We start from the raw sequence: 15,948 nt of genomic DNA, 5'->3' as shown, positions 1-15,948 counted from the left end.
GCGCTGCGACGGGGCCTATTCCGCCCGCAGCCGCAGCGCATCGACCGCAACGTCGAACTTTCCGGACATTTCATACTCCACCGTCACATGTGTCGCGTCGCGAACCGTTTCCGCAGGCGCGACCACATCATCGCTGGCGCTCCATTCAGCACGGGCCGGCTTGGTCGACCTGACAGTGGCGATATGCATCCCTTCCTTCCAGAACACGAGCTTGAATTGCCCGGTTCCGGCGACGGCGCTGTGCCATCCCCCCAGACGATATCCCGTCCCGGATTTGATCGGCAGCCGGTTCGTCGAGAGGACCGCGGATTTCGCTTCGCCGACAATCCTCACGGACAACCATCCTCGCAGGGGCTCCCTGAAGATCGGACTCAGGCGGACGTCGACCGGCTCCGTCGTGAACAGTCGCCAGCCAGGAAACTCATTTCCGGCGAGCAATTCGAATCCCCCGTTGTTCAGCAGGTTCGTCTCGTCGGATGCCGTGAACTGTCGAAAATCAAAGTCGTCCCAGACGGCGACTCCGCCCTCTTTCTGCTGCGCGACGAAAATCAACCGTTTGGCCTGCGGAAACGCCGCCGAGTTCCCCTCGACCGCAATCAGTTTCCACTCGGCGTCTCCCGTTCCCTGCGGCGGACGCAGACTGACTGTCGGCGAGCTCCCGATCGTGACTCCGGCCTCGTTCAGATAGTCGATTCTCAACAGCCACTCGCAGTCGGAACCTGGAATGCTGCGCACCCACGCCTTGCCGGCCTGCTGCGTTCCCGCTTCGACCGGAAGCTGAGCTGCAATTACGCGGGTCCAGGGAACTCTTGAAGCCACACGCAATCCCCGTGGCGGGCTGCGCGACACGTCGGTCACGGTGTAGCAGTCGTACTGCGTTGAACCGACCGGATACACATCCCAGCCGGCCGGCAGTCCGTTGTCGCTGAGCGCTCCGTCGAACGAGCCCCAGTTCACGAGCGAACGCGCCGCCTGCTTCGGATCGTCCCCGAACGCCACCACATTGTTCAGAACCAGAAAGATCGTTAGTATCCAGAAGACGCATCGCATTTCGGAGCTGCTCCCGGAGTGACTGAAAGGCGACATCGGCCCGGTCGGCCGGATGACTGAACGACATTCCCATCGTAACAGAGGCTCAGGCCCGCGTCACCCGGTCGTGTTGGGGAGTTTCCCATGTGCAGTCCTGCCGTCCGTCGCCCCGTAGTCCTTGCCGTCCTGGCGCTGCTGTTCGTCAGTCCCGCTCCCCGCCTCCGCGCCCAGTCTCTCTTCAACGACGACGCCGGCGAGTTTCGCGCCCGCATCGAACGCCAGCTCATCGAGCGCCGGTATACGGAACTCGAGGAAACGGCGTCCCGCCTCCGTCGCGAACGTCCGACTTTCCTCACCGGTCGACCGCAGTCGCTCGATTTCTACGAAGCCCTCACCGAAGTCAAAGACGCCGATGGCCGACGTCAACAGCGGCAACTCGACGACCGGTTGCAGCATCTCGAAGCCTGGCACGCCGCACAGCCCTCGCCCACCACGCGGCTGGTACTCGCGACTGCGTTGCGACAGGCGGCCTGGACCGCCCGCGGCTCCGGATTTGCCAATACCATCACGCCGGAAGCCGTGCAACGCATGAAGGACGCCGTCCGCCGCGCCGAAGTGCTGCTCAAAGAAGCCGAACCGGACCTCCGCGACGCCCCTTCTGCCGACGCCTTTCTCTATTACACATGGATGGGCATCGGCGTCTTGGACGGATACCCCGAACCGCGGATGCGAGAACTGCTCGGCCGGGCCCTTGCCTGCGATCCTTGGTTTATCAGCGCCATCGACGTCATGTGCCAGTATTTGCTGCCGCGTTGGTACGGCGAGGAAGGCGACCTTCTTCGACTCGCCAACGATCTGACCGATCAGACCCGCGAGAAGACAGGGGAAATGACCTATGCCGTCGTCGCACTGAGCGCTCTGAATTTCGGCGAGATCCGCGAACCGGCCGACGACGGCTTTCAATGGTCTCGCGTGCGCCAGGGTCTCCGCGACTGGCTGAAGCCTGCCTCCGACTCCCCGTATCGCTGGTCGCTTCTCGCGTACTGGGCACACCTGGCCGACGATCACCCCACGGCTCAGGAGGCCATGACGCAACTGCGGGGCCGCTGGCACAGCAAAGTCTTCAGCCGACAGGTCGACTTTCTGCGAACTGAAACCTGGGCCGCCGCTACGCCTGCCGAGCCCCAGGACACGGTAGTCGTCGAGTTCGGGCCGCGACCGTTGATGGACGTCGTCTTTGTTCGCAATGGAACAGCGTTCATCCCCGGGACGCGGGAAACCCAAGTGCAGCTTCGGTCCAGCGAAAACGGGTCACTCATCCAGACCATTCCCGTCGACACTGGTCGGGTCGAGCGGTTGGCCGCGGACGCGGCTGGCCCCATGGTCCTCTTCACGTCGCCCGGATGGAGCGAAACGCGAGTTTCCATCCTCGATCTCGATTCGGGCGAACATGCCGCGTTCGGTTCGCAGAGTGGCCGGATTTCCTCCCTTGCGCTCTCGGCAAATCAGCAGTACGTCGTCATGGGCAATCACGCAGGCTCCCTCCGCCGCTGGGAGAACGCCGAGCGACCGATTCCTTTCGAATGGCCTTCCGGCCAGAATCAGCAGATCGCCGATCTCGCGATCTCCCCCGATGCCCGCCTCCTCGCCGCCGTCGCCGGTCGCCAGCTCATGGTCTGGAATCTCGCCTCACGCGAACATGTCCGCAACTGGGATGCTCACCCCTCCGGACTCCGCGCCATCGCCTGGTCGCCCGCCGCACCACCGCTCATCGCGACGGCCGGTCGCGGCAATCAAGTCAGATTGTGGGACGCCAGCGAGGGCAAAGAACTTGCGAGTTTCTTCGGCGGCAATGCCTCAATCGAATCGCTGGCCTTCACGCCCGACGGCAAGCACCTCGTCGGCGGCACCATGTCCACCGAAAAGCCTCAGATTCCCGGCGAAGTGATCCTCTGGAATGTGGAAACCCGGAAACCCGTCAAAACGTTCTCGGGACATCGCCTGGGAATCTGGAAAGTGGTCATCTCCCCCGACGGCCAGAAAATCGCTTCCGCCAGCGAAGACGGCACCGTCCGCATCTGGCCAGTGCCGAAGGACTAAGCCCGGCTGCTCACCGCGAGTTCGTTATTCGACATTCCGCGCCGTCGCGTACCGTCCCAGGGCCATCAGCGGGAAGTACAGGCGATAGCCGTGATACCGCAGGTAAAACACCCGCGGGAAGCCGGTCCCCGTGAAGTCGACTTCGTCCCAGTCGCCGTCGCCACGCTGCGTACCGACGAGATAGCCAATCCCGCGGCGGACCGCTTCCGACTCGGTTTCTCCCGCCGCCATTAATCCCAGGACCGCCCAGGCCGTCTGCGAGGGGGTCGGATTCCCGGTACCGCGCAGTTCCGGCTTGTCGTAGGTCAATGCCGTCTCGCCCCAGCCGCCGCACGGCTGCTGCATTTGCTTCAGCCACTCGACTGCGCCTCGAATGCGCGGGTCAGCCAACGGAATCCCCGCCAGCCGCAGTCCGACCAGCACCTGCCATGTGCCGTAGATGTAATTTACGCCCCAGCGGCCAAACCAGCTATGATCCGGCTCCTGGTGATCCCACACGAACTGCAGCGCCCGCTGAATGAACGGTTCGCTCATCGGCACGCCGACGCATGCCAGCGATTCCACGATTCTCGCCGTAATGTCCGCCCAGCTTGGATCGATCATCGCGTTGTGATCGGCGAAGGGGACCTTGGTCAGGAACTCCTTGGTATTGTCCGCGTCGAACGCCCCCCAGCCGCCATCCTTGCTCTGCATCGCTCTGAGCCATTGCACGCCGCGGCGAATCGCCTGCAGCATCGGTCGGACTCGTTCCCAGTCGGCGACGGTCTGCTTCGGATCGTCGCACCGGCTCCGCAGCACGATTTCCGTGTCCTGCCCCGGCGTCTCCAGCAGGTCCGCGGTCCATTCGGAGCCGAATTCTTCGGGCAGACACCGGCTGAGCGCGATCAGGACCATGCAGGTGTCGTCGAAGTCGGGATAGAACTCGTTGTTGAATTCGAACGCCCAGCCCGAAGCTTCGACATCCGGCCGCAGCCGCGCCCAGTCCCCGCGCCGTCGAATTTCCCGGTCCAGCAGCCACTGGATCGACTTGGCGATTGCCGGATGCTGCCGCGGCACCCCGGCATCCCGCAGCGCAATCACCGCGATCGCCGTATCCCAGACTGGAGACTTGCACGGCTGCAGCCGCAACTTGTCGTTTTCCAGGATGCACAACTTGTCCAGCTCGACGAATTGACTCTGAACGACGGGGTGATCGTCGGCGTAGCCCAGGCACCTCAGGCCGATGATGCTCCAGATGATCGGCGGAAAGATCGCCCCCAGACCGTCGCTCCCTTCAAGCCTTTCGACGATCCACTGCTCGCATTGCTGGAGCGCCCGCTTCCGCAGCGGCTTCCAACCCATCCGTTCACAAAACTTGATGGAACTATCGACTGCGCGGAAGAACCGGGTCCAGCTCACCAGCCGGCCGACGTCGGCCTCATGGTTCACGCCTTCCACGTGGCGCGGGAACTGGCGGTCAGGGCTGGCGTACAGCTCATCGATCCGGTGTGACTCCGGCAATCGCGTCTCCGGCTGGAACGCCCAGAGCAGGCTCAGCGGAATCACAATCGTCCGGGACCAGGACGACATTTCGTAGATATTGAACGGCGCCCAATCGGGGAGCAGGATCATCTCAGGGGGGACGGCCGGGCAGCGGTTGTAGGGAATCAGCCCCAGCATCGCCAGGTAGTAGCGGGTGAAGCTGTTGACCTTCTCGATCCCCCCGGCCGCCAGGATCGCCCGCCGCGCGCGAACCATGAAGTCCGAGTCCGCGGAGTGGCCGGTGATTTTGAGCGCCAGGTAGGCTTTCACGGAACCGCTGATTTCCAGCGGCCCGCCGGGAAACATCGCCCAGCCGCCGTGCGGACATTGTTGATCGAGGATGTACGCCGCGGCGGCTTTGGCTTCGGCCGACTGTCCGCGTCCCAGAAACGCCAGCAGCAGGACGTACTCCGATTCGAGGATCGTGTCTCCTTCCAGCTCCGCCACCCAGTACCCCTCCGGGGTCTGCCGGCTCAGGAGGCAGTTGCGAGCCCGGTCGATGGACCGCTGCAATCGCTCGGAACTGACCGGATTCTCGGCGCGACGCGACGCGGGGACGAGATCATCCATGATTTCTGCGGCAGAGCCCATCCGTCCTGAACCCATCTCCCGTCCGCTCCTTCTCTGATGGCCGCCTTGCCTGGGGACCGAATCCGCACGAATCCTGCAGAATTCACAGCAGAATTTGAGATCCTAGGTGCTTCCCCGCATTGCCGCAAGCACAGTCATGTCCCCAACATCCGCTCGGACTCATCCTTCATTTTGCGATTTGCACTTTCCGCCCCTTCGCTCATCGCCTTCGCTTCGACATTCGTCATTCCCTTCCGCCATCCCTGTCCTTCCCGTCAGCCTTGAACATTGCGGATTCGACCGACAATCCGTTAAAACCCGCTTCGGTGCCCGTGGGCGCGGTTTTTGCATCCAATTGCGTTTATTGATAGAGGCGGGTTCCATGCGACGGATCGGCATCCTGACAGCAGGCGGCGACACGCCGGCCCTCAACGCCACGATCTTCGGGGCCGTCGAACGGGCCAACGCCCTCCGGATTGAAGTCGTCGGAATCATTCGGGGCTTCGCGGGGATCGTCGATCCCCGCGTCCCCCACGTCCGGCTTAATCCGCTGTTCACAACCATTCCCGAACTGGATCCCACCAAGGGAGGGACGCTTCTCGGGGCTTCGCGAACCTACATTGACCCCGATCAGGTCGACTTGATCGGCGAGATGACGCCGCGAATTCAGGCTCTGGAGCTGGAAGGTCTGATCTGCATCGGCGGCGACGGCACGATCAACGGCATGCAGCCCCTCTCCGAACTCTTCCCCTGCGTGCTGGCGCCCAAGACGATCGACAACGATCTGGGGCTGAACTATATCGATGAACCGAACGAGTGGGCCCGCGAAGAACACCACGCCGGCGGTAAAGCCACCTACTTCAAGACGCCTCAGCGCGAATCCATCGAACTCGAAGACATCATCAATTTTGCCACTCCGGGCTACGCCACTGCGGTCTTCGTCGTGACGCAGGGCATCGAACGCATCCGGACGACCGCCGAGAGCCATCGCCGGATCGCCATCATCGAGGTGATGGGGCGAGATTCGGGATATATTCCGCTGGGCTCGGCCTACGGTCAGCCCGACATCGTCCTGCTCCCCGAGTTCCCGCTCGACATGGATCATCTCGAAGAGCGCGTCGCCACGCTCTACGACCTCCAGAAACACGTGGTGATCGTCGTCGGCGAAGGGGTCCGCGATTCCGAAGGCCGACAACTCGGGGCCGCCACGAAGAGCTACGATCCCGCCGGCAACGTGATCTACAGCGGCGCGGCCGAGGAACTCAAACGGCTGCTCGCCGCCCGCTTCGGCGACGACTACTTCGGCAGCCGCCGCCAGCACGAATCGGCAGACTCGGCCATCTTCACCCGCAAAGTCGGCCACACGCAGCGCGGCGGACGCCCGATTCTGTTTGACCGTTTTTACGCTACGCAGCTCGGCGGCAAAGCGGTCGACCTGCTGCAACAGGGCCAGAACAACTCTGTCGCTACGCTCCAGTGGTCGAAAACGAACGGCTTTTATCTGGATTCCATTCCCGCCAACAAGCTCCGCGATCGGTGGAAGCGGATTCACCCTCGCCACGTCCACCCGTCGCTCTACGACGCCAAGCGTTTTCAGCCCTCCCGCCTGGGAAAGGAGTATCTGATGACGATGCTCACCAACGCCATCGGCGCTGACGACATCGAAGTCATCCGCAGCGACCTCTTCAGCCCCGGCAAGCTCTCCACGCGCTATCAAAGCATCAATATCGACATCCAGCGCCGGATCGAAACCATCAAGACCAAGTAGGGCCGATTGCACCCGCTCTTGCACTTCCCGAGGCGTGCCGCCGTTTCTTTGAACCACGTTCCGCAACCGACGGACGCTTCCATGCCTCCGCTGCTTCAGGAATCCCTCGCCGTGACTGAATTCCTCGCTGTGACTACGGACCTCCGCTGCGAATCCGCCGCCTGGACACAGGCCCCCGCCGACTGGCTCGTGATCCCCGTTCTCGCCGACGGCGCTCTGCCGGCGAATCTCACCGCCCTGGATGCGGCTCTTGGCGGCTTGCTCACCCGTCTCCGCGAGTCCGGCGACTTCTCGGCCAAGTTCGCGACGACGCTCGCGCTGCGCGGAGTGACCGGGATCGCTGCGTCCCGCGTGCTGCTGCTCGGCCTGGGAAATGCCGCCGAACTCACTCGCGGCCGACTTGATCGCGCACTGACGACTGCGGCGCGGGCTATCTCGGACAAAGCCGGCGTCAAAGTCGCCGTCGCCCTGCCGGACCTCCCGGTTGGCAGTGCAATCTCCGCCGAGTCCGCGATCAGCGCATTCCTGATCGGCTGTGTTGGCCAGGACCTTTTCAAAGCGGAGAAAAGCCGGTTTCCATTCGCCGCCGTTACCCTGCTCGCAAGTGCCGCCGAACTGACTGAGGTCGCGGCCGGGCTCGCCCGCGGCCAGATTCTGGGCGAAGCGGTCAACCTGGCCCGCGACCTCGTCAATCGCCCGCCGCAGGAAATCACCCCCATCGGCTTCGCCGCGCGCGCCCAGACCGTTGCGGCGGAAACCGGGCTGGCGATCGAGATCTTCGACCAGCCCCGCCTGGAGCAGGAGCGGATGCAGTCTCTGCTCGCGGTCTCCCGCGGCAGCGACCAGTCCCCCCGCATGGTGATCCTCGAACATCGGGGCGGCCCGGCGGACGCCCCGATGCTGGCACTGGTCGGCAAGGGGGTCACGTTCGACAGCGGCGGGCTCTCGCTGAAGCCGACAGACGGCATGTTGACGATGAAATGCGATATGGCCGGCGCCGCCACCGTCCTCGGGGCCATGTCCGCCATCGCCCGCCTCAAACTTCCGGTGAACGTCGTCGGCTATATGGGGCTCGTCGAGAACATGACCGGCGGCTCGGCATTCAAACTGGGGGATATCCTGACGGCGCGCAACGGCGTCACCATCGAGGTCCTCAACACCGACGCCGAAGGCCGCCTCGTCCTGGCCGACGTCCTCAGTTATGCCGTCGACCGGGGCGTCGACCGGATCATCGACCTCGCCACGCTGACCGGCGCCTGCGTCGTGGCTCTCGGCGAAGACGTCGCCGGTGCATTCACGAACAATCAGGCGTGGTGCGACGCCGTCCTTGCGGCTGCGAAGTCGACCGGCGAGGACCTCTGGCAACTCCCGATGTGGGACCAGTATGACGACCTGATCAAGGGCGACATCGGCGACATCAAGAACACCGGGGGACGCTGGGGGGGCGCCATCACCGCCGCCAAGTTCCTGCAGCGATTTGTGAACGGCAAACCCTGGGTTCACCTGGACATTGCCGGCCCGGCGTTCGCATCCGGCAACAAGCCGCACCGCGAGGCGGGCGGGACGGGTTGTTTCGTACGGACGCTGGTGGACACCGCCGCACGGCAGGTGTAGCTCCATTCCCTGATCCCTGCCGCCATGTGGACCGGAAAGCCCCGACAGTTTCAGTATTTCTGCGAGTTCTTGACGTAATTCCAGAAATGCCGTTGGCGCTGCACGGCCATCGACGAATACTTGACACGGAGTGCGGGCCTGCGTTCCACGTCACTTTCGTTCAGGCGTCAACTCCATGGAGCAATCTCAGCTCCTCGCATCCTTTCGGGGGCATCTCGCCGAAAGCGGATTGCTCACGGCCGGGCAGCTTGCTGCGCTGGACCGTGACTCCTCGGTCGCCGAGCAGACTTCTGACGAGGGCCTGGCCCGGTTGCTGGTCTCTCGAAAGCTGCTTACGCGTTTTCAGGCCGACCGGCTGCTCGAAGGGCGTTCGCGCGGCTTCTTCTTCGATCAGTATCAGATCCTGGACGTTCTCGGCGTCGGCGGCATGGGCTGCGTCTACCAGGCCCGGGACACGACGACCGGCGAACCTGTCGCATTGAAGGTGCTTTCGGAACGTCTTAAGAACGATCAGGGGATGTTTGCGCGGTTTCAGCAGGAAGCCCGCGTCGGCCTGCTGCTGAAGCATCCGAATATCATCCGGACGCATCACCTCGGCATCGCCGGCGGCCTCCCGTACATGACGATGGAGCTCGTCGAAGGGGCCAATCTCCTCGAATTGCTGCAGAAGCATCATTGCCTTCCCTGGGGGCAGGCCTGCGAGTTCATCCGCCAAGCGGCGCTCGCACTCGACTACATTCACCGCCGCGGGGTCGTGCACCGCGACGTCAAACCCCAGAATCTGCTCATCGACCGCAAAGGGCACGTCCGCCTGCTCGACTTCGGCCTGGCCATGGTCCGCGAAGGGGATGCTGGCGACGAATTCTCCATGGCGATGATTTTCGGCCACGAGAGCGTCGGTACCGAAGACTTCTCGGCCCCCGAGCAGACCGACGACAGCCTCGCCTCCGATCCCCGCTCCGATGTCTACAGCCTGGGCGCCACGCTGTTCCTGGCGCTCACCTGCCGGTCGCATCGTCCCCGTTCGAGGAATTCCGAAGGCCGGATTCCAGCCAGTCGGACCGTTCGGGATCTCGTTCCCACGATCCCGCAGGAGGTCTCTGACGTTGTGGCGAAAATGCTCGCCGCCGACCCCGCCGATCGCTACCCGACGGCCGTCGCCGCCGCGGAGGCGCTCTCGCAATGGGCGAGACCGGCGATCGCGGCCTTTGACTTCCCGACGATTCTCGCGCAACGGAAGCGGGACGCCGAGCGCCGTCTGGCCCGACTGGCCGACGATCGGGCGTCAACGAATCAGCTTGCTGGTTCGACGGCCCGTCCCGCGCTTGGAAGTTCCGTCGCGCAGGCACAGCCATCCCGTCGAACCGCCGATCAGGACAGCGGCGGGAATGACGATGCTGCGCTGCCCCTGCTGGGGACTCTCATCTGGAGAAACCGCAATCAGACGATTCCGCTCACGGCGACGTCATTGATCGTCGGCCGGAAAGACGATTGCGAACTCTGCGTCCCGGAGGCCGCCGTCTCCGGTCACCAATGCGAATTGCAGTTCGACGGGACCTTCTGGTGGGTCCGGGATCTGGGGAGCCGCAATGGAACTCAGGTCAATGGCGAGGATATCTCGTACCGCGCCCTCCGCAACGGGGACGAGCTGACCATCGGCAACCAGCAGTTGTTCCGGATCACTTACAGTCTCCCGTCAACCGCCAGTTTCCCCGAGCCGGCCCCCCGTTCCACCGCCGGTTGGCGGTCGTTCGCGACCTTCTGCGGCATCGCGTTGATCGTCGCCCTCGTCCTTGCCGCCGCCTGGTGGACGCTTCTCAGCCCGCGCTGATCGCCCCCGCTCGTTCGCCAGACACCTCGCATTCCGGCGCCGGAACCGAGAAAGGCGCCGGCATGCGGGCCTTCATCGCCGCTGAATGGGGCATCCACACCCAATCCGACTCTGCGCCGGCCGCCGGTCCGCGTCCGGCGGCGGGCCGGTTGGAAACGGAGGGCGTCCTTCCTACAATGAGGTTGCGGAAACGCCGGGATTCCGCGGCTGATTTTTTTAGGAATCTTTCGAGAGTATGCGGGCCTCCTGGAAGGAGTTTCCGCCGGGTGGAGCCACGTGGACGATCGTTTCGACGATATGTACGACGATCACATTCTCGATCACTTCGAGAGTCCGTACCACCGTGGTCCGCTCGCTTGCGCTTCCTGCACCCACGCCGATAAAAATCCGATCTGCGGCGACCAGCTCGAACTTCAACTCCGGCTGGAGGAGGGTCGCGTCGCCGAGGCGTGGTTCACCGGACGCGGTTGCGCCATCAGCCAGGCGGCCGCGTCGATCCTCTGCCAGTACGTGGAAGGCAAAACACTGGACGAACTGAAGACTTTTCAAGCGAGGCAGATGCTCGACCTGATCGGCGTCCGTCTGACCGCCAGCCGTCAGAAATGCGGCCTGCTGAGCTTCAAGATTTTCAAGACGATGCTGTATTCGCTGGACGCCCCCGGCGCGAACCCGCCCGCCACAACGGCGTCCGAGACTCCATAAACATTACCGCCTGACGCCCGCGCGTTCGGTTGGCCCCAGGAACACGCTGCCAATGTCCGCCGAGGCCCCCAGCACCGCCCGCCCCCTGGATGTGGATGCCGTCCGCCAGGACTTTCCGATCCTGCACCAGACGCTCGCCGGAGACCGGCCGCTGGTCTACCTCGACACGGCCGCAACCGCCCAGAAACCCCGCGTTGTCATCGATAAGGTCCGGGAGTGCTTCGAGCAGTACAACTCGAACGTCCATCGCGGGATTCACCAGCTCGGCGACCGGATGACGACCGAGATGGAAGACGCCCGGGAAAAAGTCCGCAAGCTCCTGGGGGCCGCCGAAGCCGATGAAATCGTTTTCAACTCCGGAACCACGATGGCGATCAATCAGGTCGCCCTCGGCTGGGCTCGCAAGATGCTCGGTCCCGGCGACGAAATTCTCGTCAACGAAATGGAACACCACGCCAATCTCGTCCCCTGGCAGATGGCCGCGAAGGCGACTGGTGCGTCCCTCAAATATCTTCCGCTTACTGCCGACGGTCGTCTCGATGTTGAACGGCTCGACGCCTGCCTGACGCACAAGACGAAGCTGCTCGCCGTCACCGGCATGTCGAACGTGCTGGGGACGATCAACCCCATCGGACTGCTGGCCCAGCGCGCTCATGCGGTCGGTGCGAAGATTCTCGTCGACGGCGCTCAGAGCGTCCCGCACCAGCCGGTGGACGTTCACCAACTGGGCATCGACTTCCTCGCCTTCTCCGGGCACAAGTTCTACGCCCCGACCGGTGTCGGCGTCCTGTATGCGAAGCGGGAGATCCTCGAAGCGATGGACCCGGTCTTCGGCGGCGGTCACATGATCCGCGAAGTCTTCCGCGACCACGCCACCTGGGCCGATATTCCCGCCAAGTTCGAGGCCGGCACGGCTCCGTTCATCGAGATCGTCGGCCTGGGCGCCGCGATCGACTACGTCCGGAACCTTGACTGGGACGCCATTGCCGCCTGGGAGCACGAACTCTCGATCTACGCCCATCGACGGATGGCGGAAATCCCGGACCTCGTGGTCCACGGCCCGGGCGTCGAACACAAGGGGTCGATTCTCAGCTTCAGCCTCCCCGACGTCCACTCCCACGACCTGTCCGATCTGCTCGACCGGCAAGGCATCGCCGTCCGGGCCGGACACCATTGTACCATGCCGCTGCACGAACGATTGGGGCTCGCCGCCACGACGCGCGCCAGCCTGGCGTTCTACAACACGAAATCCGAAATCGACGTCCTGGTCGAAGGAATCGAAGCCGCCCGCAAAGTCTTCCAGCGCCGCCGCCCGGCAGCTTCTTCTCCTCACCAGCCACTCACCACCAACCACTAGCCACATCTTTCATGCCCCCCATCTCCCTCAGCCAGCGTTCCGCCTGGACTCGTCGCCAGGCCATCAGCTTCCTGATGCAGCAGGCGGTCGAGAACCGCCACGTCCTGTCGCTCGCCGCGGGGCTGGTTGATGAAGCGACTCTGCCGGCGTTCGAATGCCAGACCGCATTGCAGATGCTGCTGTCCGATCCCGTACGGGCTCGCTCCGCTCTGCAATACGGGACGACACAAGGCGCCGACGGGCTCCGCGAACAGCTTGTCGAACACTTCGCCCGGTTAGAGGGAGTTCCTCGCTCGGAACTCGGCGTCGGCGCCGACCAGTTCCTGGCGACCACGGGCTCGCAGCAGTTCCTGTCGCTCGCAGCGGAGACCTTGCTCGACCCCGGCGACATCTGCCTGGTCGCGGCTCCGACGTATTTCGTTTTTCTCGGCGTGCTGAATGGCGTTGGCGCGCGGGCGATTCCTGTGACGGCCGACGCCGACGGCATGCGAATGGACGCTCTCGAAGACCGCCTCCGGGAGCTGGAACGCTCCGGCGAACTTTCCCGCGTCAAGGTGATCTACCTCGTCAGCGACTTCGAGAATCCCAGCGGCGTCTGCCTGTCGGCCGAACGCCGTCGGGAGGTCGTCGAGATTGCCCGGCGCTGGTCTCGCGAGCGACGGATTGTGATTCTGGAAGATGCCGCCTACCGCGAGCTCCGCTACGATGGAGAGCCGCTCCCCAGCGTCTGGAGCTGCGACCCGTCGCACGAGCACGTCGTCTATACGCAGACGTTTTCGAAGAGCTTCGCCCCCGGCATCCGAGTCGGCTTCGGCATCGCCCCCCGCGAACTGGTCGGCCCTCTGTGCGACCGTAAGGGAAACGAAGACTTCGGCTCAGCGAATCTCAACCAGCACCTGCTGGCAACGATCCTCGCCTCCGGGCAGTACGCCAGCCACCTGCAGCAGGTCCTGGCGGGGTATCGGGCCAAGCGGGACGCCATGCTGGCCGCCTGCGACGAGTTCTTCGCCGACGTGCCGGGCGTTTCCTGGGTCCATCCCGCCGGCGGTCTGTACGTCTGGATGAGCCTCCCCGCGGGCATTTCCACCGGGTTCGACAGTCCGCTCTTTTCGCTGGCCAGCAAGCGCCATGAGGTGATGTACGTGCCCGGCGAGCTCTGCTATCCCGCCGATCGCCCCGATTGGACAGCTCCGCGCTATCAGATGCGGCTGAGCTTCGGCGTTCTCCACTCCGATGGCATTCGCGAAGCCATCCGCCGTCTCGCGGGCGCCGTTCGAGACGTCCTCAGTTCGCCCGGATCGGCCGGCCGCTAAGTCGGCGCGAAAATTCCACCGCCAATTCTCGATCCGCGCAGGTTTTCCTGTTGCAAGTCATTTGCATCAGGATTAGACTCGCAGACGACCAGCCGCTGCTGCGCTGTCTGCCATGTAATTCATTCCACGGCGTATTTGCCGGTTCATTGCGTCTGATCGAGGGTTTCCGCTATGTCCAACCGCCCTGCCCGCCGCGGCTTTACACTCATCGAACTGCTGGTCGTCATCGCGATTATCGCGATCCTGATCGCCCTGCTCCTCCCGGCGGTGCAGCAGGCCCGCGAGGCGGCCCGGCGCACTCAGTGCAAGAACAATCTCAAACAGTTCGGCCTGGCGCTCCACAACTACCACGACACGCACAACGCCTTTCCGTCCGGCTGGATCGGCGTCAATCCCGCGTCGCCCACCGTCGCCAATTTCGAGGGTGTCTCCGGCTTCGGCTGGGGGGCGATGATTCTGCCGATGCTCGATCAGGCCCCGCTTTACAACCGCATCAACTTTTCGCTGTCGATTCTCGATCCGGCCAACCTGCCCGTCCACGAGGTCGTCCTGCCGGCGTTCCGGTGCCCCTCGGACACCGGTCCGGACCGGTGGGAAATCGGCGAAGAAGCCAATCCCTCCAACATCCTCGCACGACTGCCGATCGCGAACTATGTCGCCTCATTCGGGACCGAGGCTCCCGAGGACATCTGCGTCGGCGGCTCGTTTCCGGACGCGCAGTGCCGGGGCGACGGCGCGATGTACCACAACAGCGCCACTCGATTGAGGGACTTTTCGGACGGGGCCAGCAATTCCCTGCTCGTCGGCGAACGAAAGACCGACGTCCAGCTCGGCTGGTACTCCACCTGGGTGGGTTCAGTCCCCGAGGGAGAAGAGGCGCCGATGCGAGTTGTCGGCGTTACCGATCACACGCCGAATCACCCGGCCCAGCATCTGGACGACTTCAGCAGCCGACACGTCGGCGGAGCCCAGTTTCTGTTCGGCGACGGCCGCGTGCAGTTCATCAGCGAGAACATTGACGACTCGATCTACAAGGGCCTCGCGACGCGCTCCGGGGGCGAGGTTCTCGGCGAATTCTAACGAACAGCGCCCGGCGCTTTCCGTTGTGGGCGGTTTTGCGCCGGGCGAGATCGGCACGCCGGGCTTCGCCGCTCCGTTCGATCATGGCAGTCGTCAGACCGAGCAGTTCTCCCGGCCGAGCGCCCATGAGCAGCACCAAGTCGAACAGGTCGCGGTTTCGCGCCCGCAGCAGACTTCGCACGGCGAACAGCTTCTCCTCCGGGACCGCGGCTCGCTGTCGCTGATCACTGATCGGCGGCGATCGAACAGTCTTGAGGGAGTCGACCAGCGACTGCGAGACGAACTCGGCCAGCGGCGTCCCGCCAAACAACTCACGGATCGCCCCCTTCTGGCAGTGTCGTTCCGCGTCGCTGAACCGGGGAATCTCCTCGGTGACGTACCGGAACAGCAATTCGCGGACGGTCGGACCGGTTGAGGTCGGCGTCTCCCGTCGAGAGCGGCCTCCGTCCCGCGCTGGGCGATGTCTGCCAGGAGCTTGCCGCAGGCGGCCTGCGCCTCGGGACTGCCGACCGGGCGAGGCCCACGAACCGGCCGCCCACTTTCGTGAAGGCGCGGTTCCGGGAGCGGTCAATGCAGAGCTTTGGAAACGAGTTACGCTGTCTGGCCATCGTGCAGCCCGTCGTGGTTTTGGTTCCCACTGGAACCGAAACTCAGAGGTTTTGAGCTGCACTGCCGACCGTCGGCAGGTAACGTAACTCGTTTCAGCGTCAGACAATGCCCAAGACAGGACTTGAACCTGCACGGTATTGCTACCACTAGGCCCTCAATAGACACTGACACCGAAACTCACTCAGCAAAATCCAGTCGAACCGCATGATAGGCTACGACTTGCTGATTCTCAATCCCTCTCGCCGTCATTCGCGAAAACTCGTTGATTGCCGGTACATCGCCGAGTTTGTGGGTAGATGTGGGTAGTCCTGGTCGGTCGTTGATTCCTGCCGACGAGCGAAGTTTCTCGCGATGCCGATCAGCCACCCCCGTCGCCCCCCCCGCTCGGCGCATGGAGCGTGTGCTGGGGTTGGCATGTTTCAGAATTCCTGAATTTCCTGACCTTCTTGCCGAG

General features: G+C 63.8%; 11 protein-coding genes. 9 read left to right on the top strand and 2 right to left on the bottom strand.

All coding sequences use genetic code 11. From position 1 onward, the window contains the following. Positions 1 to 15: 15 nt before the first annotated feature. Positions 16 to 1,050 (bottom strand): hypothetical protein, encoded by a 1,035-nt coding sequence (locus SH412_RS10280; protein WP_336523423.1) that lies wholly within the window; start codon positions 1,048 to 1,050, stop codon positions 16 to 18. Positions 1,051 to 1,173: 123 nt separating this feature from the next. On the opposite strand from SH412_RS10280, the gene SH412_RS10275 reads away from it, so the two are divergent. Beyond that, positions 1,174 to 3,129, top strand: coding sequence for a WD40 repeat domain-containing protein (locus tag SH412_RS10275; RefSeq protein ID WP_336523422.1), 1,956 nt, complete (start codon positions 1,174 to 1,176; stop codon positions 3,127 to 3,129). A gap of 24 nt (positions 3,130 to 3,153) precedes the next feature. On the opposite strand, the gene SH412_RS10270 is transcribed toward SH412_RS10275, so the two are convergent. Further along, positions 3,154 to 5,256 (bottom strand): terpene cyclase/mutase family protein, encoded by a 2,103-nt coding sequence (locus SH412_RS10270; RefSeq protein ID WP_336523421.1) that lies wholly within the window; start codon positions 5,254 to 5,256, stop codon positions 3,154 to 3,156. Positions 5,257 to 5,602: 346 nt separating this feature from the next. Between SH412_RS10270 and SH412_RS10265 the strand changes: the two genes are divergently transcribed. The 8 genes from SH412_RS10265 (at position 5,603) to SH412_RS10230 (ending at position 15,300) form a co-directional block, all read left to right on the top strand. Further along, positions 5,603 to 6,988 carry a 6-phosphofructokinase gene (locus SH412_RS10265; RefSeq protein WP_336523420.1) on the top strand — a complete coding sequence of 462 codons (1,386 nt, stop codon included), beginning with the start codon at positions 5,603 to 5,605 and terminating at the stop codon, positions 6,986 to 6,988. An 81-nt stretch (positions 6,989 to 7,069) separates the two neighbouring features. Further along, positions 7,070 to 8,602 carry a leucyl aminopeptidase gene (locus SH412_RS10260; protein ID WP_336523419.1) on the top strand — a complete coding sequence of 511 codons (1,533 nt, stop codon included), beginning with the start codon at positions 7,070 to 7,072 and terminating at the stop codon, positions 8,600 to 8,602. Positions 8,603 to 8,777: 175 nt separating this feature from the next. Further along, positions 8,778 to 10,433 carry an FHA domain-containing serine/threonine-protein kinase gene (locus SH412_RS10255; protein ID WP_336523418.1) on the top strand — a complete coding sequence of 552 codons (1,656 nt, stop codon included), beginning with the start codon at positions 8,778 to 8,780 and terminating at the stop codon, positions 10,431 to 10,433. Between the two features lie 276 nt (positions 10,434 to 10,709). Next, positions 10,710 to 11,135, top strand: coding sequence for an iron-sulfur cluster assembly scaffold protein (locus tag SH412_RS10250; protein WP_336523417.1), 426 nt, complete (start codon positions 10,710 to 10,712; stop codon positions 11,133 to 11,135). Between the two features lie 52 nt (positions 11,136 to 11,187). Then, positions 11,188 to 12,492, top strand: coding sequence for an aminotransferase class V-fold PLP-dependent enzyme (locus SH412_RS10245; protein ID WP_336523416.1), 1,305 nt, complete (start codon positions 11,188 to 11,190; stop codon positions 12,490 to 12,492). Between the two features lie 11 nt (positions 12,493 to 12,503). After that, a complete protein-coding gene (locus SH412_RS10240; RefSeq protein WP_336523415.1) occupies positions 12,504 to 13,805 on the top strand; it encodes an aminotransferase-like domain-containing protein in 1,302 nt (433 codons plus the stop codon). Positions 13,806 to 13,976: 171 nt separating this feature from the next. Further along, positions 13,977 to 14,885, top strand: a complete 909-nt coding sequence (locus SH412_RS10235; RefSeq protein WP_336523414.1) for a DUF1559 domain-containing protein — start codon at positions 13,977 to 13,979, stop codon at positions 14,883 to 14,885. 25 nt (positions 14,886 to 14,910) lie between these two features. Further along, positions 14,911 to 15,300: a hypothetical protein gene (locus SH412_RS10230; protein ID WP_336523413.1), complete on the top strand. Its 390-nt coding sequence runs from the start codon at positions 14,911 to 14,913 to the stop codon at positions 15,298 to 15,300. The last annotated feature ends 648 nt before the right edge of the window (positions 15,301 to 15,948 follow it).

It is taken from the genome of Planctellipticum variicoloris (assembly GCF_030622045.1).
Classification (GTDB): Bacteria; Planctomycetota; Planctomycetia; order Planctomycetales; family Planctomycetaceae; genus Planctellipticum; species Planctellipticum variicoloris.
The sequence above is the reverse complement of the archived record's forward strand: the minus strand, read 5'-3'. Positions and strand labels throughout refer to the sequence as shown.